The 17,099-nt window shown below is 65.0% G+C and carries 16 protein-coding genes; 4 read left to right on the plus strand and 12 right to left on the minus strand.

The annotated features are described in order from the left end of the window. Positions 1-5: 5 nt before the first annotated feature. The 6 genes from WKC72_RS09305 to WKC72_RS09330 form a co-directional block, all read right to left on the minus strand. On the minus strand, positions 6-1,319 hold the full coding sequence (locus tag WKC72_RS09305; protein ID WP_112300215.1) for a Rieske 2Fe-2S domain-containing protein: 1,314 nt from the start codon (positions 1,317-1,319) through the stop codon (positions 6-8). Then, on the minus strand, positions 1,316-1,603 hold the full coding sequence (locus WKC72_RS09310) for a hypothetical protein (protein WP_012691800.1): 288 nt from the start codon (positions 1,601-1,603) through the stop codon (positions 1,316-1,318). The genes WKC72_RS09305 and WKC72_RS09310 overlap by 4 nt, the downstream gene beginning before the upstream one ends. Before the next feature lie 11 nt (positions 1,604-1,614). Further along, entirely contained in the window at positions 1,615-2,811 is a 1,197-nt protein-coding gene (locus WKC72_RS09315) for an NAD(P)/FAD-dependent oxidoreductase (RefSeq protein WP_268789428.1), read from the minus strand. Between the two features lie 72 nt (positions 2,812-2,883). Next, on the minus strand, positions 2,884-4,023 hold the full coding sequence (locus WKC72_RS09320; protein WP_370182377.1) for an MFS transporter: 1,140 nt from the start codon (positions 4,021-4,023) through the stop codon (positions 2,884-2,886). Positions 4,024-4,217: 194 nt separating this feature from the next. After that, positions 4,218-5,201, minus strand: coding sequence for an alpha/beta fold hydrolase (locus WKC72_RS09325; protein ID WP_128641236.1), 984 nt, complete (start codon positions 5,199-5,201; stop codon positions 4,218-4,220). Next, positions 5,188-6,252, minus strand: a complete 1,065-nt coding sequence (locus WKC72_RS09330) for an amidohydrolase family protein (protein WP_370182378.1) — start codon at positions 6,250-6,252, stop codon at positions 5,188-5,190. Before WKC72_RS09330 ends, WKC72_RS09325 begins: the two co-directional genes overlap by 14 nt. Positions 6,253-6,448: 196 nt before the next feature. Here WKC72_RS09330 and WKC72_RS09335 point away from each other — a divergent pair, with 196 nt between their 5' ends. After that, positions 6,449-7,255, plus strand: a complete 807-nt coding sequence (locus WKC72_RS09335; protein WP_235214660.1) for an IclR family transcriptional regulator — start codon at positions 6,449-6,451, stop codon at positions 7,253-7,255. A 119-nt stretch (positions 7,256-7,374) separates the two neighbouring features. Then, on the plus strand, positions 7,375-8,436 hold the full coding sequence (locus tag WKC72_RS09340; RefSeq protein ID WP_037231306.1) for an extradiol ring-cleavage dioxygenase: 1,062 nt from the start codon (positions 7,375-7,377) through the stop codon (positions 8,434-8,436). Positions 8,437-8,509: 73 nt separating this feature from the next. Here WKC72_RS09340 and WKC72_RS09345 read toward each other — a convergent pair whose 3' ends face one another. The 4 genes from WKC72_RS09345 to WKC72_RS09360 all read right to left on the minus strand — a co-directional run bounded on the left by WKC72_RS09345 (position 8,510) and on the right by WKC72_RS09360 (position 12,275). After that, a complete protein-coding gene (locus WKC72_RS09345) occupies positions 8,510-9,307 on the minus strand; it encodes an SDR family NAD(P)-dependent oxidoreductase (RefSeq protein ID WP_112300208.1) in 798 nt (265 codons plus the stop codon). A 28-nt stretch (positions 9,308-9,335) separates the two neighbouring features. Further along, entirely contained in the window at positions 9,336-10,490 is a 1,155-nt protein-coding gene (locus WKC72_RS09350) for an acyl-CoA dehydrogenase family protein (protein WP_128641238.1), read from the minus strand. 218 nt (positions 10,491-10,708) lie between these two features. Then, entirely contained in the window at positions 10,709-11,239 is a 531-nt protein-coding gene (locus WKC72_RS09355) for a MarR family winged helix-turn-helix transcriptional regulator (protein ID WP_009475490.1), read from the minus strand. Positions 11,240-11,294: 55 nt separating this feature from the next. After that, positions 11,295-12,275 (minus strand): zinc-binding dehydrogenase, encoded by a 981-nt coding sequence (locus WKC72_RS09360; RefSeq protein WP_037231317.1) that lies wholly within the window; start codon positions 12,273-12,275, stop codon positions 11,295-11,297. Between the two features lie 268 nt (positions 12,276-12,543). Between WKC72_RS09360 and WKC72_RS09365 the strand changes: the two genes are divergently transcribed. Together WKC72_RS09365 and WKC72_RS09370 are read left to right on the plus strand one after the other, a co-directional pair. Next, positions 12,544-13,683 carry a LuxR C-terminal-related transcriptional regulator gene (locus tag WKC72_RS09365; RefSeq protein ID WP_037231319.1) on the plus strand — a complete coding sequence of 380 codons (1,140 nt, stop codon included), beginning with the start codon at positions 12,544-12,546 and terminating at the stop codon, positions 13,681-13,683. A 169-nt stretch (positions 13,684-13,852) separates the two neighbouring features. After that, entirely contained in the window at positions 13,853-14,881 is a 1,029-nt protein-coding gene (locus WKC72_RS09370; protein ID WP_327205292.1) for a LuxR C-terminal-related transcriptional regulator, read from the plus strand. Position 14,882: 1 nt separating this feature from the next. Here WKC72_RS09370 and WKC72_RS09375 read toward each other — a convergent pair whose 3' ends face one another. Together WKC72_RS09375 and WKC72_RS09380 are read right to left on the minus strand one after the other, a co-directional pair. Continuing rightward, positions 14,883-15,203, minus strand: a complete 321-nt coding sequence (locus WKC72_RS09375) for a 2Fe-2S iron-sulfur cluster-binding protein (RefSeq protein WP_037231323.1) — start codon at positions 15,201-15,203, stop codon at positions 14,883-14,885. Between the two features lie 193 nt (positions 15,204-15,396). Then, a complete protein-coding gene (locus WKC72_RS09380; protein WP_370182379.1) occupies positions 15,397-17,064 on the minus strand; it encodes an AMP-binding protein in 1,668 nt (555 codons plus the stop codon). Positions 17,065-17,099: the final 35 nt, after the last annotated feature.

Here is a 17,099-nt window from a genome sequence, read left to right on the forward strand (position 1 = left end):
CGAGGTCAGGCATCGACACCCTGTTTGTCGAAGGGGACGAAGGACGTTCCCTCGGTGGGGAGCTGTTCTCCGGTGATGCGCCTGTTCCATTCTCGCCACCACGACCGCATCTGCAGTTCGTCGTTGGCCGCCGGGACGGGCTTGCCCATTCCCTTCGACACGTCGGACCAGCCGACCTCGCCGCGTGCGCCGAACCCCTTCTGGGCCTGCTCGAGCGCCTCGACGTCGTCCGGGGTTGCGAGCCCCGCCGGTCCCCAGAACGTGAGCGCGTTGTTGATGCGATATTTGACGAACTCCTCGTCGACGCCCTTGGGGATGATCTGCCAGCCGGTGACGAGGGTTTCCGATGCGCTGACCGGGTAGAACGTGCGCAGCGTCAGTCCGAAGCTGAGGTCGATCAGGATGAGGCTGGGAAAGAACACCGAGTTTCGTGCGAGACCGAACATCGCGTTGGCGTAGTTCTCACCGAACGCCTGCTCAGCCTGTGATCGAAGGCCGGCGAGGGTCTGCTTGACGCTGTCGGTCGCCAGCGGGAGTCCGTTGGCCGGATACATCAGTGTGGCATGCCCGTTCGGGAACTCGGTGCCCATACCGGCCGGCGCGACACCGTTGACGGTGTCCTTGCCGAGCATCGGGGGTGTGGCGCCGAGCTCCATCATCATCTCGAAGTAGGTGTGGTGGACGGACTTGGCGTGGTATCCGTCGATGCTGTTCTCGACGAGGAGCTTCCAGTTGGCCTTCAGCGAATACTTGTGCGTTCCCTCCAGGATGGCGACGCCTTCGGGGGACTGATCGGCTGCCAGATCGATGAAGTAGCGGGCTTCACCGAGGAACGTCAGCAGATCCGGTGCGTCGGGATCGAAGTTCACGAAGTAGAGCCCGCGGTAGGAGTCCACCTGTGCAGGGGACTGCAGACCCTTGTACACGGCCGCCGGCTCGCTCTTGTAGTCCTCGTTGCCGGGCACGTTGACCAACTCGCCCGAATTCCGGTACGCCCAGCCGTGGTAGAAGCAGGTGAAGATCTTGGCGTTCCCGGAGCTGTGCCGGCAGACGGAGGACCCGCGGTGCAGGCAGGTGTTGAGCAGCACCCGGACGTCACCGTGGCGGTCGCGGTTGAAGATCACCGGCCGGCCGCCGACGTCCCGGGTCTGGAAGTCGTTCTTGCCGGGAATTTCGGACTCGTGTCCGACGTAGAGCCACGTCTTGCCGAAGATCTCTTTTCGCTCGCGCTGCAACACGTCTTCAGAGGTGAAGGCTTCACGGTTGACCCGGAAGAGGTTGTTCTCGCGGTCGTCGATGATGAATTGCTCTGCGGTCATGAGGATGATCCGTTCTGATGAGGTGTCGGGTTGGCTGCGGCGAGGTCTCGGAAGAGCCAACTGTCGGGATCGGAGCCCGTGGCCGGAACGACCAGCACGGCGGTGGGGCCGATTGCCATCCAGTTTCTTCCGTCGTCGTCGGGTTCGGCGGGCAGAATCTCGACGGTCGTGAAGACCTCGTTGCTCAGGTCGTGAGTTCCGATGATCACGTTGACCTTGCAGCCCTCGGTCTCGATGTGAAGGATCTTGTCCGGGCCGCCTTTGAAATGCTGGATCTGACGCATGATTACCTTCCTTATCGGGCGGGAGTCTGTTCGCCGACGAGGTCCTCGAGATTCCCGCCGCGACGGTGGTTCTTGCGAAATGCCGCGACGACTCGGGTGTCGTTGACGCTGACCTGGGCGATCGGCTTGTGGTCGGCGTCGGTGTAGACGGCACGGAACCGGCCCTCCGACATCGACCCCTCACGGTGGGCGAGTTCGCCGAGCGAGGGCATCCCGACGATCTGGATCCGGGCGCCGTACTGGTCGGACCACACGTACGGAAGCTGCGGTGCAGGGGGCTCGGCACCGGTGACGATCGCCCCGACGGCGTCGGCTTGCTCACCGGCACTGGTCCAGTGCTCGATCCGAGCAGTCACACCCAACAGCGGATGCCGACGCAGAGCGAGGTCGCCTATGGCGAAGATCGACGGGAAGCCTTCGACCTCGAAGCGGTCGGTGCACTGCACCCCGCCGTCGATGGGAAGCCCACTTCCCCCGAGCCACTGCGTATTCGGTACTGCGCCGACGCCGACGACGACGAGGTCGGCGGGTACTTCAGTTCCGTCGGCGAGGGCGACCCCTTCGACCCGCTCGCTGCCGAGGAAACGCTCGACCCGCGCTCCGGTGACGAGCTTTGCCCCGCCCAGTGTGTGGATCGAGGAGATCTCATGACCGACCTCGGCGCCGAAGATGTGACTCATCGGGACGTCGAGTGCCTCGATCAGGGTGACGTCGAGTCCCCGGCCTCGCGCCGCGGAGGCGAATTCGGCGCCGATGAATCCGGCCCCCACCACGGCGACGCGTGGCCCGGCGGCGAGTGCTTCTCGGAGGGCCGTCGCGTCGTCGAGCGTGCGCAGCGTGTGAACCCCGGCCGGAGCGTCGGGAATCGGCAGCGTGCGCGCGTGGGCGCCGGTAGCGATCACCAATTGCACGTAGGAGAACTGCTCGCCGGTGTGGGTGAGCACCACCCGCCGTGCCGGGTCCAGGCGGGTGGCGCGCACGCCCAACCGGACGTCGAGGTCGAACTCTGCTGCGAGGTCGGGGGTGAGGAGGCGCGGGACGTCCGGAACATCTCCCTCGGCCAGAAGATCCTTGGACAGCGGGGGCTTGTCGTACGGCCAGTGCTCCTCGCTCTCGAGGAGCACGATGCGCCCGGCGAAACCGCGCTGCCGCAGAGCGATTGCTGTTCTGGTGCCTGCAACCGAGGCGCCGACGATCAGGAAGGACATAGTCGAAACGTAGCGACGTCGCACGCCCGCGTGGTGCGTAGTTCCGACCGCTGGAACACCTCAGAGTGCAGATCAGCCCGGATGCACTCGTCGCACGATGCGCAGAACGGCCGCTCCTCCAGCGTTGGTTACGACAGCCGCCGCGGCCACACACAACAATGTCGCCGCCGTGCCGATCGCGAACGAACTGTGCAGCCAAGCGATCGCGGTCGGCAATCCGAACCCCAGGTAGCCGAGGCAGTAGACCCGCCCGGTCATGGTCCCCAACCTGCCGGGCGGAGCCAATCGCTCACAGTCGCGCAGGCAACCGACCAACGTCAACCCGTAGCCGATCCCCAGCACTGATGCGGCGACCACGGCCAGCCAGAGCGCCTCGGTTGCGGCGGCGCCGGCGGCCGCGAGCGTGCCGGTTACAACGAGTGCCACTCCTGTCGTCCGCGCCGGACCCGTTCGCCGTTCGGCGGTCCCGACCAGCCGCTGCGCGAGGAAGCCCAAACCCAGACTGAGGAGACATAGCAGTCCGGAGAAAGCAGTGGCGAAGCCGTTCAGTTGGGGCGCGACGATGGACGGGAGGACCGCGTAGGCGATACCCAGCGCGCCGAAGATCCACGGAGCCGCGGGGATCACCAGGAGATGAAATGCGCCGGGGAGTGGTGTTCGCGCCGGCGCCCTGCCCGGCGGTACCGCCGGTGTGCGTGCTGTCTTCGGTGTGAATCGCACGACCAGCACCGCACCGGCAGCGCAGAGGATCACGTGCAGGGCATAAGGCGCAGTGGTCGGCGCGGGTACCCACTGGGCGAGGGCGCCCGCGGCGCCGGCGCCCACGGCGAATCCGCTGGTCAGACTCATCGCCGACGCTCGTGGAGCGCGGCCGGGTGTGTTCGTCAGCGAGTCGAGCGCCAGCCCGCCGACCACCATCCCGATGCCCAGTGCCACGCCGGTCGACATTCGCCCGGCGAACATCAGAACGGGGTTGTGCGACCCAGCCGCGACCAGGATCGAACCCAGTGCGCTCGCGGGCACGGCGAGGACCAGGGGAGCCCGGGGGCCCCACCGCTCGGCGAGTCGATGGGCGAGCAGAAGCGAAGGTATCAAGCCGATCACATACGCGAACAGCAGCGTGTTTACGGCGAGTTCGCTGTACCCGCGCTCCGCCCGGTACATGGTCAACAACGGCGTGAACTGATTACCTCCCCACGCCACCACGAACATTGCCGCGCAGACTGAAAGCCAGGTCCGGTCACGACGACCGGGTTCCCGCGCCTCCGTCGTGGGGGTTGGTGACTTTCCGGGCGAAGCAGTGTGCGGCACAGACATCGAACACGTCCTAGGTTTCGCGAGGGGGTGAAACGGCCGAAAGGCCGACACCGAATCCTGAGATTCGGAGCCGGCCGTCGGTGGAGAAGTCAGGCAGGGACCAGGGAGCGATCGATCAACGGCAGTTCGGGGCGACGGTCGGAGACGCCGGCGGCATCGGCGAGATCTCCGGAGACCTTGCCGTCCCGGAAGAACTCCAGGAAGACCGGGTTGAACAGATCGGGCCGGTCGGTCTGACCCTGGTGGCCGCACTCGTCGGGGTAGAAGAACTGGACATTGGGCAGGTGGTCTTCCTGGACGTATCCCCACTCGACCGGAGTCAGGATGTCCTGGCGGCCGTACAGGTAGAGCCCCGGAGTGCTCAACCGGTCCAGACGCCCCTTGGTGGCCAGACGGGCGGCGCGATTCTCGTCTGTCCAGTCGGTGATCCGGCGGTACTGCAACAGAGTGGGCCAGAACTTCGCGTGCGCGTCCATCCGGTCCCTCGCCGAGAGGTAACGCATGTCGATCAGATCCTCACTGATCGCCTCGCCGCGGTGGATGATCGCCTCCATCATCGTGCGCATTCCCTCGCGTGTGCCGTCGTAGGCGGTGAGACGGAACTCGCCCGCCGGCGGTGTCAAATGTTCCGGGACCACGTCGCCGACATCTCCCGCGATCAGGATGAAACTCTTGACCTTGTCCGGGTGCGCAACCGTGTAGTTGACCGTGTTCATGCAACCCATGGAATTGCCCGCGAGGTGGAACTCGTCGAGGCACAGCGCGGTGGCGAACTGGTCGATGAAGTCGACGAAGGACTCCATGCCGTCCGGCCAGTACTCCTCCCGCGTGTCCGACAGGCCGAAGCCCGGCATGTCGGGGCAGTAGACGCGAAAACCGTTCTCGCCGAGGTAAGGAGCCATGAAGCGCCATCCCGCGAGACCCGACGACCCGGGTAGGCCGCCGTGGAGCAGGATCACGGCGGGGCCGGACGTGCCGGCAGTCATGTAATGCGCGCGAGCGCCGTTCGCCAGTCGGACCCACCGGCTGGCGAGCCCGGGAATGTCGACGAGATTTTCATCAGTGAGTGCCATAGTGATCTTCCTTTATCGGTGAGAAGTGATCGGTGACGAGCGCGCCCGAGGACAGTCCGAGGAATTCGAGTGCGTTGTCGCGCAGGATTCTCGGTACCGTTCCGGGCGGCAGGTACTGTGCCGCAGAGTCCAAGTCCGCCAGTCCACCTTCGGGTTCACCCGGGATGAATGGGTGATCGCTACCGAGCAGCACCCTGTTCGAGCCGAAGCGGTGCACCAATGCCGGCAGGTGGGCCGCATCGAACACCAAGGTGTCTGCATACAGCCGCGATACGAGGTGGTCCAGCTCCTCGGGGAGGTGGGTGGCGGCAATCTGCGCGCCGAGGCGCAGTCGCGGGTACGCCCAGGGGAAGGTGCCGCACCCGTGGACCATCGCGATGCGCAGTCCTCGATGGCGGTCCAGAACCCCGCCGAAGACGAGCGCGGTGGCCGCCAACGCGGTGTCCGACGGCATCCCCAGTCCGAAGTCGTAGGTGAATCCGGAACGGCGCACCGCGCCGCCGCCGCCGTCGACGGGATGGACGAGCACCGCGAGCCTGAGGCTGTCGGCGGCGTCGAAGAAGTACGCCAGCGCCGGGTCGTCCAACTCCATTCCATTGATTCGCGTGCCGATCTCGACGCCGCGAAGACCCAAAACCTCGGAAAGGTAACGTAGTTCGGCCAGGCAGCCGGGAGGTGACCCGAGGGGGACGGTTCCGATGCCGATGAGTCTGCCGTTACTTTCTGCCACCGCGCCGGCGACGGACTCGTTGATCCACCGGCAGTACGCGGCGAACGGTGCGGCCGGGGCACCGTACGCCAGTGTGACCGGAACGGGAGAGATCGCCTGCACCCCGATACCGGCACGATCCATGTCCTCCAGACGCGCCCGTACGTCCCAGAGTGGGCGCCGGACGACGCGGAAGTTGTCGGACCCGCGAACCAGCCTTCCCTCTGCCGGAGAGTCGACCACCAATCGAGGTGCTCGCGAAAAACCTGCGATGACCTCGGCAGGAGGAGCGCCCGGGGGGAAGTAGTGCGCATGCACATCGATGGTGCCGGGTGGAACCACGAGGTCTCCTTTCGTGCGCAACCTGTTGTTCGAGGGAACGTTAGGTGGTCACACGAGACGGCGGCGGCCGCTGTTCCGGGGGCTGGAACCGGGCGGTGAAACCCGTACCCTGAATGCCGGCACGTTGTGACCGCCGTTACAGTGGGTTTCCCCGTGGGTCGGCGGAGCGGAGAGTGCGGAGGCCCGGATGGTGCACATGGCAGAAGACAAGCAAGACGTCGGTGGCGCGGAGAGTACGCCTCCCTCCATCCTGGCGAAAGCGTTCTTGGTCATCGGAGCGTTCAACGAGCGTGATCGGGTGCTGACACTGACTCAGATCAGCAGGAAGACGGGTCTGCCCAAGTCGACGGTCCACCGTTTGCTGCAGCGTTTGGGTGAGCTGGATGTGATCGAGGAACACGGTGCGGGGTACAGGCTCGGCATTCGGCTGCTGCAGTTGGTTTCTTCTATGCCGGTGGACGGAATGCGTGAGGTGGCGTTGCCGCATCTTGCGCAGTTGCAGGCGTGGTCGAAGGAATCCGTGCACTTCGGGGTGCTCCGGGGCAACGAGGTCGTCGTGCTGCAGGCGCTCTTCGCCGTGGATCACGCGCGGCCCATCGGGGAGGTGGGCACCCGGATCCCCGCGCACCTGTCCGCGATGGGCCGGGCGATGATGGCGTACCTGCGTGAAGACGAGCTCACCGAACTGCTGTCCGGCCCCCTCGTCGGAATCACGCCGAAGTCCATCACGGACCCGGCCCGGATTCGCGAAGAATTGAAGCAGGTGCGGGTATCGGGAGTTGCCGTCCAGAAGGATGGTGTGGTTCTCGGCCTGGGCAACATCGCTGCGCCCGTCCTGATCAAAGGCCGGCCGATGGGTGCTGTCGCCGTTCAATTCGACTCGTCGAAGCAGGTTTCGGAGTCGGTGATCAACGCCGTGAAGCTGACTGCGCACCGCATTTGTAGTGACACCACCCAGATGCTCGCCCAGGGTAGGGGAGATCTGTTTCCGTTCGACGACTGATCACCGCGTTCCGGGCACTGGAACTTGCTGTGCGTGGAGCACGCGCACGTCACACGATGGGGAGCGATACGCCCGGCGCGTGTGACGGTGCCGAGGCGCCACCTCAGAAAGGACGGCCAATGGGAGACTTCCTCGCTCTCGGCATGACGCACTACCCGCTGTTGGCGGGAACCGACGAGCACATGGCAGGTCTGCTTCGATGGACCCTCACCGATCCGGATATCCCGGCGGAGGAGAAGGACCCGGCACATTGGCCGGACCGGATGCGCCGCGAATGGTCGGACGACGGCGGAACGGCCGCCGCAACCGCACATCGCGCGGAACTGGTGTCGAATCTGACTCGGGTGCGTGAAGCCGTCGACGAGTTCGCTCCCGACGTCGTCGTGGTCTGGGGCGATGACCAGTACGAGAACTTCCGCGAGGAGGTGGTGCCCCCGTTCTGCGTGCTCGCCTACGGCGACCTCGAGGTGCCCGCGTTCGAGGTGATGAACGAGAGGGGCAGTCCGAACTACTGGGGTAAGCCTGACGACTTCGAGATCGTGATGCACGGCGACGTGTCCGGAGCCAGGCAACTCACGGACGGCCTGATCGAGCGCGGATTCGACATGGCGTACTCGTACAAGAAACGCGCCGGCGCGCATTTTCCGCACGCCATCCTCAACACGCAGTTATTCCTCGACTACGAGAACGCCGGTGCGGAGATGGCGTACCCCTTCATCCCGATAACCGTCAATTGCTATGGGCAGCACGCCATCGCGCGAAAGGGCGGATTGGCCAGATTCGCCGATATCGAGTCGGAGGTGCTCGACCCGGCGGGCCCGACACCGGCGCGGTGTTTCCAAGTGGGTCGCGCGGTCGCGCAGCACTTCCGCGACCGCGACCTCAGGGTGGCGTTCGTCGCCTCCTCCAGCTGGTCCCACGCCTTCCTGGCGGACAAGCTGTGGCATATGCGCCCCGACACCGAGGCCGACATGCGCATCTACAAGGCGTTGCTCGAAGACGACTTCGCGCTGATGCGCAACTACACCAGCGCAGAAGTCGTCGACGCCGGCCAGCACGAGATCCTCAACTGGTTCTGCATGCTCGGTGCGGTCGAGGAACTCGGCCTGCGGCGGGAATGGTCGGACCTCGTGGTGACCGACGTCTTCAACTCCAACAAGGCATTTGCGGTCTACGCATAGCCGGGTGCGACGGTCGTGGCCGGTGGTTCGAGAACCACCGGCCACTGTCATGTTCCGTGCAGGGAGTGGAGGGTCACGCCGCCGAAATTCCCCCGTTCACGCTGATCGCCTGTCCGGTCAGGCGGCGCGCCGCCGGCGATGCGAGGAAGACGGCCAGTGCGGCAATATCGTCGGATTCGGGAACGCCGAGATGCGCCTGCTGAGCGGCCTTGGCGAACAGCTTTGCGCTGAATCCGTCGGAGGTGATCCGTTCGGTCGACGCGGTCCCGTTGACGAGTGAGGGCGTCAGGACGTTGGCGCGAATCCCGCTTCGCTTGGCTTCGATGGCGAGGGTGCGAGTGAACATGATGATTGCAGCCTTTGCGGCCCCGATCACCGATTCGCCCGGCGTCGCGGTCTTGCCCGCATCCGAGGCGACGTTGATGATCACGCCACCCTTCCGCGCTGTCATGTGAGGGACAATCTCGCTCGCAAGATACATGCACGGCAACGCAAGTTGGTTGAATGTCCTAGCGATGTCGTCGGTGGGGATGTTCGCGAAGAGTTCCGGCCGAACGTCGGCGGCCGTCGTGGAGACGAGAATGTCCACGCCGTCGAGGATCCGCTCGGCCTCGGACGCGATGTGAGCGGCGCCGTCGACGGTGGTCGCGTCGGCGGACAGGAAGATCACGTCGCATGCCGAGTTGACGGATGAGATGTGCTCCCGAGCAGCCTCTCCGCGTTCAGCTCCGCGTCCGACGATCAGGATGCGCGGTGCCCCGGCCTGCGCCAGTCCCACAGCCGTCGCGAGGCCGATGCCGGCCGTGCCGCCCACGATCAGTCCACTGCTGTCCTTCAGTTCCTTCGGGGGCGAGATTTCGTGCGTACCCATTCGTGTACTCCGTTCGGGGGTGATGTTGTCAGAGGGATACTGTGCCGCGCGCGAAAATGCCCTTCGCGATGATCCGCTTCTGGATCTCTGCAGTGCCGTCCGCGACGAGGTAGGCGGTGACGTCGCGGTAGCGTTGCTGCAGGGGAGATTCCGTGGAGTAGCCGAGGTTGCCGTGGACTCGCATCGCGAACTCGATCGCGTTCTTGGCCACGACGGGCGGCCACCACTTGCTCATCGACGCCAGCGCAGTGTGCGGCTGGGCCGTTTCCCGGAGCCACAGCGCACGGTAGCAGATCCAGCGCGCACCCTCCAGATATGTTGCGTGTTCGGAGAATTGGAATGCCAGACCCTGGTGTTCGGAGAGTGGCTGCCCGAACGTCTCCCGCTGTTTGGCGTATGCGGCGGCTTCCTCCAGGCTTTGCTTTGCCGCCCCGAGGCACATCAGACCGAGGGCGGCACGGCTGAAGTCGAAGTGGTCCATGACCGAGTGGAAGCCCCTGCCGAGTTCACCGACAAGGTGGGATTCGGGAATGAAGACATCCGACAGATGAATGCTTCCCCAGCCCAGCGGCAGACAGCCCATGCCGGGCATGTGGCTGACGATGACGCCTTCCGCGTCGAGTGGCACGACGAAGCAACTGACGCCCCGAGCGCGACTCGATCCGGGCTCGCGCGCATAGACGAGGGCCGCGGTGGCATTCATCGCCCAGGAGATCGCTGTCTTCTCACCGCTCAGGCGCCACCCGCCGTCGACCGCCGTTGCGGTGGTGGTCAGTGCACCTGCGTCGGACCCCGACCCGGGTTCGGTCAGGGCGATGGCGATGGTCTGCTCACCGCGGATGAGGGGAGGAAGATAACGCTCCTGAATCTCGTCCCGGCACAGCGCCAGTTGGGAGGCGACGAGGCCGATCTGGACGGGGGCCGACGCCATGTTCACGTCGCCGTAGGCCAGGGTTTCGGTGGCGAGTCCGAGCAGAACGGGATCCTCGGTGCCGGTTCCGCCGTACTGCTCGGGCAGGCCGATGCCCAGCAGACCGAGGTCGCCGATTTTCTTCATGATGTCGAAGGGGAATTCGGTCGACGCCGCGCGGTCGCGGTAACCCGGGAGGAGGACACGATCACTGAACGCTGCCAGCGTCTTCCGGAACTCTTCCTGTTCGTCGGTGAATGCAAATGAAACCATCGGAGGCGCTCCTGTGCGTTGCTTGGCTCGGGACGGGGAAGACGAAGCGCGGCGCGCAGTGAGTAGCCGGACGGTCCGTTCCGTGCCCTGAAGAAGTATTCTAGGTTTGAATAGTAGGTCGACAAAGCATCTGGGGCAAGGGGTGTCCACCAGGTAGTTGCACTTCGTCGCGGAACGGTGGTCGGACTCGACCGGTCAGCAGGGAAGAGGGGCTGGGCTCAGTTCCCGGTTTCGACGTCGCCGACGGCGCGACGGACCTGTTGAAGCTGTCCGATCACCGCTTCCAGCGTCTCGGTATCGACCGACGCCAGGCCGAAACGAACCCCGGCGAGAAGATCATTCGCTTCCTCGACCACGGTCATGCCTGCCGGGGTCAGCGTGGCGAGAACGGTTCGGCGGTCCGTGGTGTGCGCGCGGCGTTCGACGAGGCCGGCCTTCACGAGTTGATCGACCGCCATCGAGACCGTGGTGGGGTGGACCATGAGGTATTTGCTCAACTTGCCGAGCGTCCGAGTGTGTTCGTCGGACAGTTGTAGCGAAGTGAGAATGAGGTATGCGTTGCGCGACAAGCGAAGTGAGCGAAGCTCCCGGTCCATGGCGCGGACGACCCATTGATGGGTGCGCAGCAACGCCATCGTCGTGGCGAACTCCAACTCGGCCGAATCCCGCGACTCCGCCCATTCGGTGCGCATCCAGTCGACCACATCACCGCGATCGTCGTCGGCGGGCGCCGGCGGTTCACTCGCCACTGAGCGTCCTCTCCTCGTCACCGAACCACGTTGCGGTCGATGATAGACACCGCTCTCAGCCGTGGGACAGAACGACCTTGCCGAATCCGCTTCCCTGCTCGAGATGCTTGTGCGCGGCCGCCGCCTCCGCGAGCGGGAACACGGCACTGATGGGGACCGGAGGAACGTCCTTCGCGTCGAGCAGCGTCAGAAGTCCGGCGAAATCCTGTGGGCTGCCCATCGTGGTTCCGATCAGTTCGTACTGGCCGAAGTAGAACGGCCGGACGTCGAGGCTGGCGAGATCGCTGCGCGACGCCCCCAGCACGACCAGCCGGCCACCCGGTCGCAGCGCTGCGATGGACTGCTCCCACGTCCCGACGGAGTCGAGGACGAGATCGAACCCCTGCCCCTCCGGGGACAGCGCTCGCGCGGCGTCCGGCCACTCGGGGTCGGTGTAAAGGACGCCGTTGGCGGCGCCGAGCTCCTGGGCCTGCGTGATCTTGGAGGCAGAAGAGGACGTGACGGTGACGTTGGCGCCGATCGCGGAAGCGAGCATTACTGCCATCGTCGCGACGCCACCGCCGGCGCCCAGGACGAGGAGATTCTCACCGGCGCGGAGGCGTCCGCGGGTGAAGAGGGCGCGGTAGGTCGTGAGTCCGACCAGGGGCAGGGCAGCCGACTGTTCCCAGTTGAGGCCACGAGGCTTCGGGGCGACGCAGTTTTCCGGGACGCGGACCAGCTCGGCGTAAGTGCCGCGCTGGTGGTCGCCGAGGATCTCCCACTGCGCACCGGGGGCCGCCTCGCGGTCGCCCCACCACAGCGACGGGAGGACGAGGACCTCCTCGCCCGTGTCCGTGCGGATACCCGCGCCGTCGGCGCCGAGGACATGGGGCAGTGGGGACGAGTACTTGCCCTGGCGAACGAGAACGTCGTGCCAATTGAGCGCGGCGGCCTTCAGTCGGACAGTGACCCAGCCCGGGCTCGCAACCGGATCGGGAATCGATTCCAACCTCAAGACGTCCGGCTCCCCGAACTCTCGTAAAACCACGGCGTCCATAGAATTCCTTTCGGTCGTACCTTTTTAATGGTAACATTGTTGCAGCAAAGAGCGCTGCTCGGTCGGGCAGGCGCACGGTGTCTGGTGCCAGCTCTGGAACGCGCACCCTCCCAACGCTATTGGTCACTCCATTCTGTGTGCGGCACGTCTTGCCCTCAGTGCGCGAATCGTGTTTAGTGATGGCAGTCACATATACTGGGTTGTCGGATGAGGAACGTCTGCCTTGCGACGCAATCCGCGTCGTGAGGCAACTGAACTACGGAGCGTGATGAGTCGGACAGCGCAGTCGGTCGCAGTGCGGGACGAGGGCCTCGTTCAGCACGCGCACGAGTATGTAGAACTGGCAGCGAAGATCCTCGGGCCGGGTTTCCGTGCTTGCAGCTTCAATGATGCCTATGTCGCACTCGCCGCTGCCCGACACCAACTCGGGGACGCGCTGACCGAAGGACGCCTGCCCGAGGCTGACATCGAGGAGGCGTGCTTCCTCCTGGTCCGGATCGAAGAACACCAGGAGCGGTGCGCCGAGAGCGCGGCCATCAGCCGTGCCGCCGAGTTGCGTGCCGTCCACGACGCCGCGGCCGGGCTACGGGATCTCGCATCCGATGACATCGTTCAGGCGGCACCATTGGCGATCTGTTCTGCGCTCCCGTTCGCGCGCGCCATGATCTCGGCGATCAGTGGATCACTGTGGCGACCGCAGAGACTCCACGTGCAGCCCGAATTCGACGGGTCACCGATGGATTTCTCGTACTTCGTTGATTCCGCGGAATTTTCGTTGTCGGAGGCGCGGCTGGAGACGGAACTCGTCCGCAGGCGAGTGCCCGCCCTCGTTCCAGCGCCGGCAGACGACGACCGGACGTTCAAAGAGATCGTGGCTGTGTCACGCTGCTCCAGCTATGTTGCCGCGCCCATAGTTTCCAAGGGCAGAGTGATAGGCCTCGTACATGCTGATCGTCCTGGCGTGCGGGACTCGCTCGACCCGGACGACCGCGACCGATTGGACGCGTTCGCAACGTTCTTCGCTCTCGTGTACGAGCAAGCGGTACTGCGGGAACGAATCTGCGCGCAGCGGACGCGACTCGCAGCCTCCTTCGACGCCACCGATTCGATGCTCGAACGCATGCAGAAGACGGAACTGGGCCTGCGTCCCCCGCCGGACGTGCGGTCCTCCGTCCCTCGACGCATCGTCGACGAGACCAGCGCGGTGGAGGTGAACGCGGTCTTGACGTTCCGCGAGCGCGAGATCCTCTCCCATATCGCTACCGGAGCCACCAACAATCAGATTGCGCAGACACTCGTGATTTCCGAGGGAACCGTGAAGTCACACGTCAAGCACATCCTCAAGAAGCTGCGGGTGCCTACGCGGGCCGCGGCGGCGGTGCTCTATTCCCACCAGAACCGACGATGACGGGCACGCCATCGTGAACAATGGCCAATCACCGGCACAGAACTCGGCACGGTCGCGAGCCGAGGCCGAAGGTCTGAAGACGGCCACATCGCTTCTCGGCCGCTTGCGTAAGGAATTCGGTTTCGGGCCAGAGGCCCCGACTGAGACGCGGAAGGCGTCACCGGGCCTCATGCTCGCCATGTTGGACGAGGCGACCGAAGCAGGACTCCGTGGACTGTCGTCGATCCCAGCGGACAAGAAGGTGTCCTTCGGGCGGCTCCTCGTCGAGATCCGAGAGGTCCGCCTCCGTCTGCACGCGGCGCCGTCCTCGTCTGGTGTTGTCGGTGCCGCCGACTTCGCAGGCGCCGTTCGACGTCTTCGCGGTGCCGAAACGGTGGCCGGATTGTCCAGGAGTGTGTGCTCCGAGGCCGCCGCGATGACCGGCCTCGGCCGGGTGCTGCTGTCCGAGGTTCACGATAACGCGTGGACCATCGTGGAGACGCAGTTCGAGAAGGGCTCTGCGCCGGACGTGACTGCACTGGCGTCGACAGCGATAGCGCCGGGGTCGCCGGAGGAAGAGGCAGTCCAGAAACGCGCTGCAGTCCTCGTACTGCCGAATCCGCAGCTTTCGACGGGGAACTCCACGGCCGTCCCAGGTGTCCCGTTATTTGGTGCCGGCGGGTACGTCCTGGCCCCGATTGCGGTCTCCACGGGGGTAATCGGCCTGATTCACGCGTGTCGCGCCGACGAGCGAAAGCCGAGCGTCGCCGAGCGAGACCTTCTCGATGCTTTCGCGGGTAGCTTCGGGACGCTCTTCGAACGGGCCCTCGTCTCCGAACGGCTCAGCGAGCAGAAACGGTTGATCCTCGAACGCCTGCAAGAGGAAAGTCGTGAGGCGGAGGGACTGTCGAACGCCGAAGTCGCTTTCGGAAAGCCGAGTGGCGCCGGTGCGGCGGCGTGGTCGCCGGTGCCACTGCCTTCCGATTGCCGCGCACCGGGCCTCGAGGAACTCACCAGGCGCGAGCGCGAAGTCTTCCAGCTCTTGGCGGCGGGAAAATCCAACACGGAAATTGCGGATGAACTCGTGATCAGCGTGTTCACCGTGAAATCGCATGTCAAGAAGATCCTGCGGAAGCTGGGGGCGATGAACCGGTCGGAGGCGATCTACCGGTACCTCGAGATCACCGACTCCGACGCCTCGTCCCGCCGCACCACCTGAGTCAGCCGTTGGTGTCCGGTACGACGACTCGGACACCGTCACACTGCCCGTTGACGATCAACTGGCACGACAGGCGTGAATGTGACTGCACCCCTTCGAGGTATTCGAGCAGATCACGCTCCTCGTCGGTGGCCTCGTCGAACAGGCCCGTGGAGTCTTCGTCGAGAATGACGTGACACGTTGCACACGAGCAACTTCCCCCGCATTCGGCGATGATCCCCGGAAGGTTGTTGCGGACCGAGCCGTCCATGATGCTCTGGCCGGTCGGGACGTCGATCGTCGACTCACTTCCGTCGGGCAGCACGTAGGTGATCTTGCTCATTTCGATTCCTTTCGAGGTCTCTCGTGTGATCCAAGTCTCTCCTGCGCCGCCCGATGACACGTCACCTCGACGAGAGATCTTCCTACGCCCTTGGGGTGAGATTGCTTCGTCGGGAATCGGGGTAACGAAACGGGGCTGGCGCAACCTCGTTGCGACAGCCCCTGCTCGTGGTATCCGGCAGTGCCGGAAGGTGTTACGCGTTGCCGGTCAGTTCGGCCGCCTGCTTGCGAAGCAAGAACTTCTGAATCTTTCCGGTGGCGGTGGTGGGAAGCTGATCGACGACGACCACCTTCTCTGGAATCTTCTGCATCATGGCCTTCCGCTCGTTTCGGAGGAAATCGGCCAGCTCGTCCAAGGTCGGCGCCGGACCGTTCACCTCGATGAAGGCGCACACCTTTTCTCCGAGGCGGGGATCCGGCATGGACACCGCGGCCGCGCCCGTGATGCGCGGATGTGCCAGCAGGTGTTCTTCCACCTCACGCGCGGAGATATTCATACCGCCGCGGATGATCAGGTCCTTGATCCGTCCCGTGACCCGCAGATAGCCCTCTGCGTCGACGCGCCCCAGATCACCCGAGGCGAGGAAGCCTCGACTGTCGACCGATGCCGCCGTCCGTTCGGAGTCGCGCCAGTAGCCGAGGAAGATCCCCGGACCCCCATAGAACATCTGGCCTTCCTCGCCGGCGGGTACGACGGCACCCTCCTCGTCGCGGATCTCGAGATCGACCCCGTCGAAGGCCCGTCCGTCGGAGGAAAGCACCTTCTCGATGGGGTCGTCCGCGCGTACAGCGGTCACCAGAAGTCCCTCACTGCTGCCGTACACGGGGAGGAGGAGACATGCGGGGAGTGCCTTCTTCCACGCCCTCAGGAGTGCTTCTGGGATCGGTGCGCCTGCACTGACCCACATCCGCATCGAGCTGACATCGTGGTCGGCGCCCGACTCGATGGCCCCGAGCGCCATTTGAAGGAACGGTGTCGCCGCCATGCTGATCGTCGTCTTGAACTGCGCGATGCGGCGTAGGCCCTCGCCCGGTTCCCACACGTCGAGAAGATGAATGCCGCTTCCGAGGATCAGGGGTGCCGCAACACCCACGGCAAGTCCGGTCGCATGCGTGACGGGGGAGGGCATGAACATCACGTCAGCGGGGTTCAGGCCCATCACGTCTCCACCCAATCCGTGGACGGTGAACGAGAGCGTGTTGAAAGTGTGCTGGCAGCCCTTCGGCCGCGACTCGGTTCCCGAGGTGTAGATGATGGCGTGGGCCGCATCGGTGGACGGCGGCGGCCCGAGTTCGTCGTCACCGGGGACGCGGTCGCCGACGGTGAGTGACTCGAACGCGATCTCGCCTGCCCGCGCTGTTCCGCGCACGACGACGACATGCTCGAGTCCGGGCACTTCCGGGCGGACCTCGGCCAGCATGTCGGTGTACCGGAATTTGCGGAATTCCTCTGTGACGAAGGAGATCTTGGCGCCGGAGTGCTCGAGTACGTACCGGACCTCGTCGTGCCGGTACACCGGCATCGTCGGAACGAGTACCGCGCCGATCCTGGCGAGCGCCACGTAGATGACGACGAATTCGTTCCAGTTCGGCAACTGGACCTGGACGCGGTCGCCGCTGTCGACGCCGAGCTTCTTCAGTGCCGCCGCGAGGCGGTACGCCTGCGCCCGCAGCTCGCCTCGGGTGAGTGACCCGTAGCCGTCGGTGACAGCCACGAAGTCCGGATCGATAGTCGCCCAGCGATCCACGTGCTCGGCCAGGCTCTCGTCGCGCCAATAGCCGTTCGATCGGAACGCCTCGAGGGTGCTCGCACTGTAGCGGTCCTCGGGGAGAATGGCTCCCGCGTGTTCCATGACATCCATGCGCGGATCCTTGCTTTCAGGTGCCTCTCCTCGAC

Origin of the sequence: Rhodococcus wratislaviensis (assembly GCF_041228765.1) — a bacterium.
Lineage (GTDB): Bacteria > Actinomycetota > Actinomycetes > Mycobacteriales > Mycobacteriaceae > Rhodococcus_F > Rhodococcus_F wratislaviensis.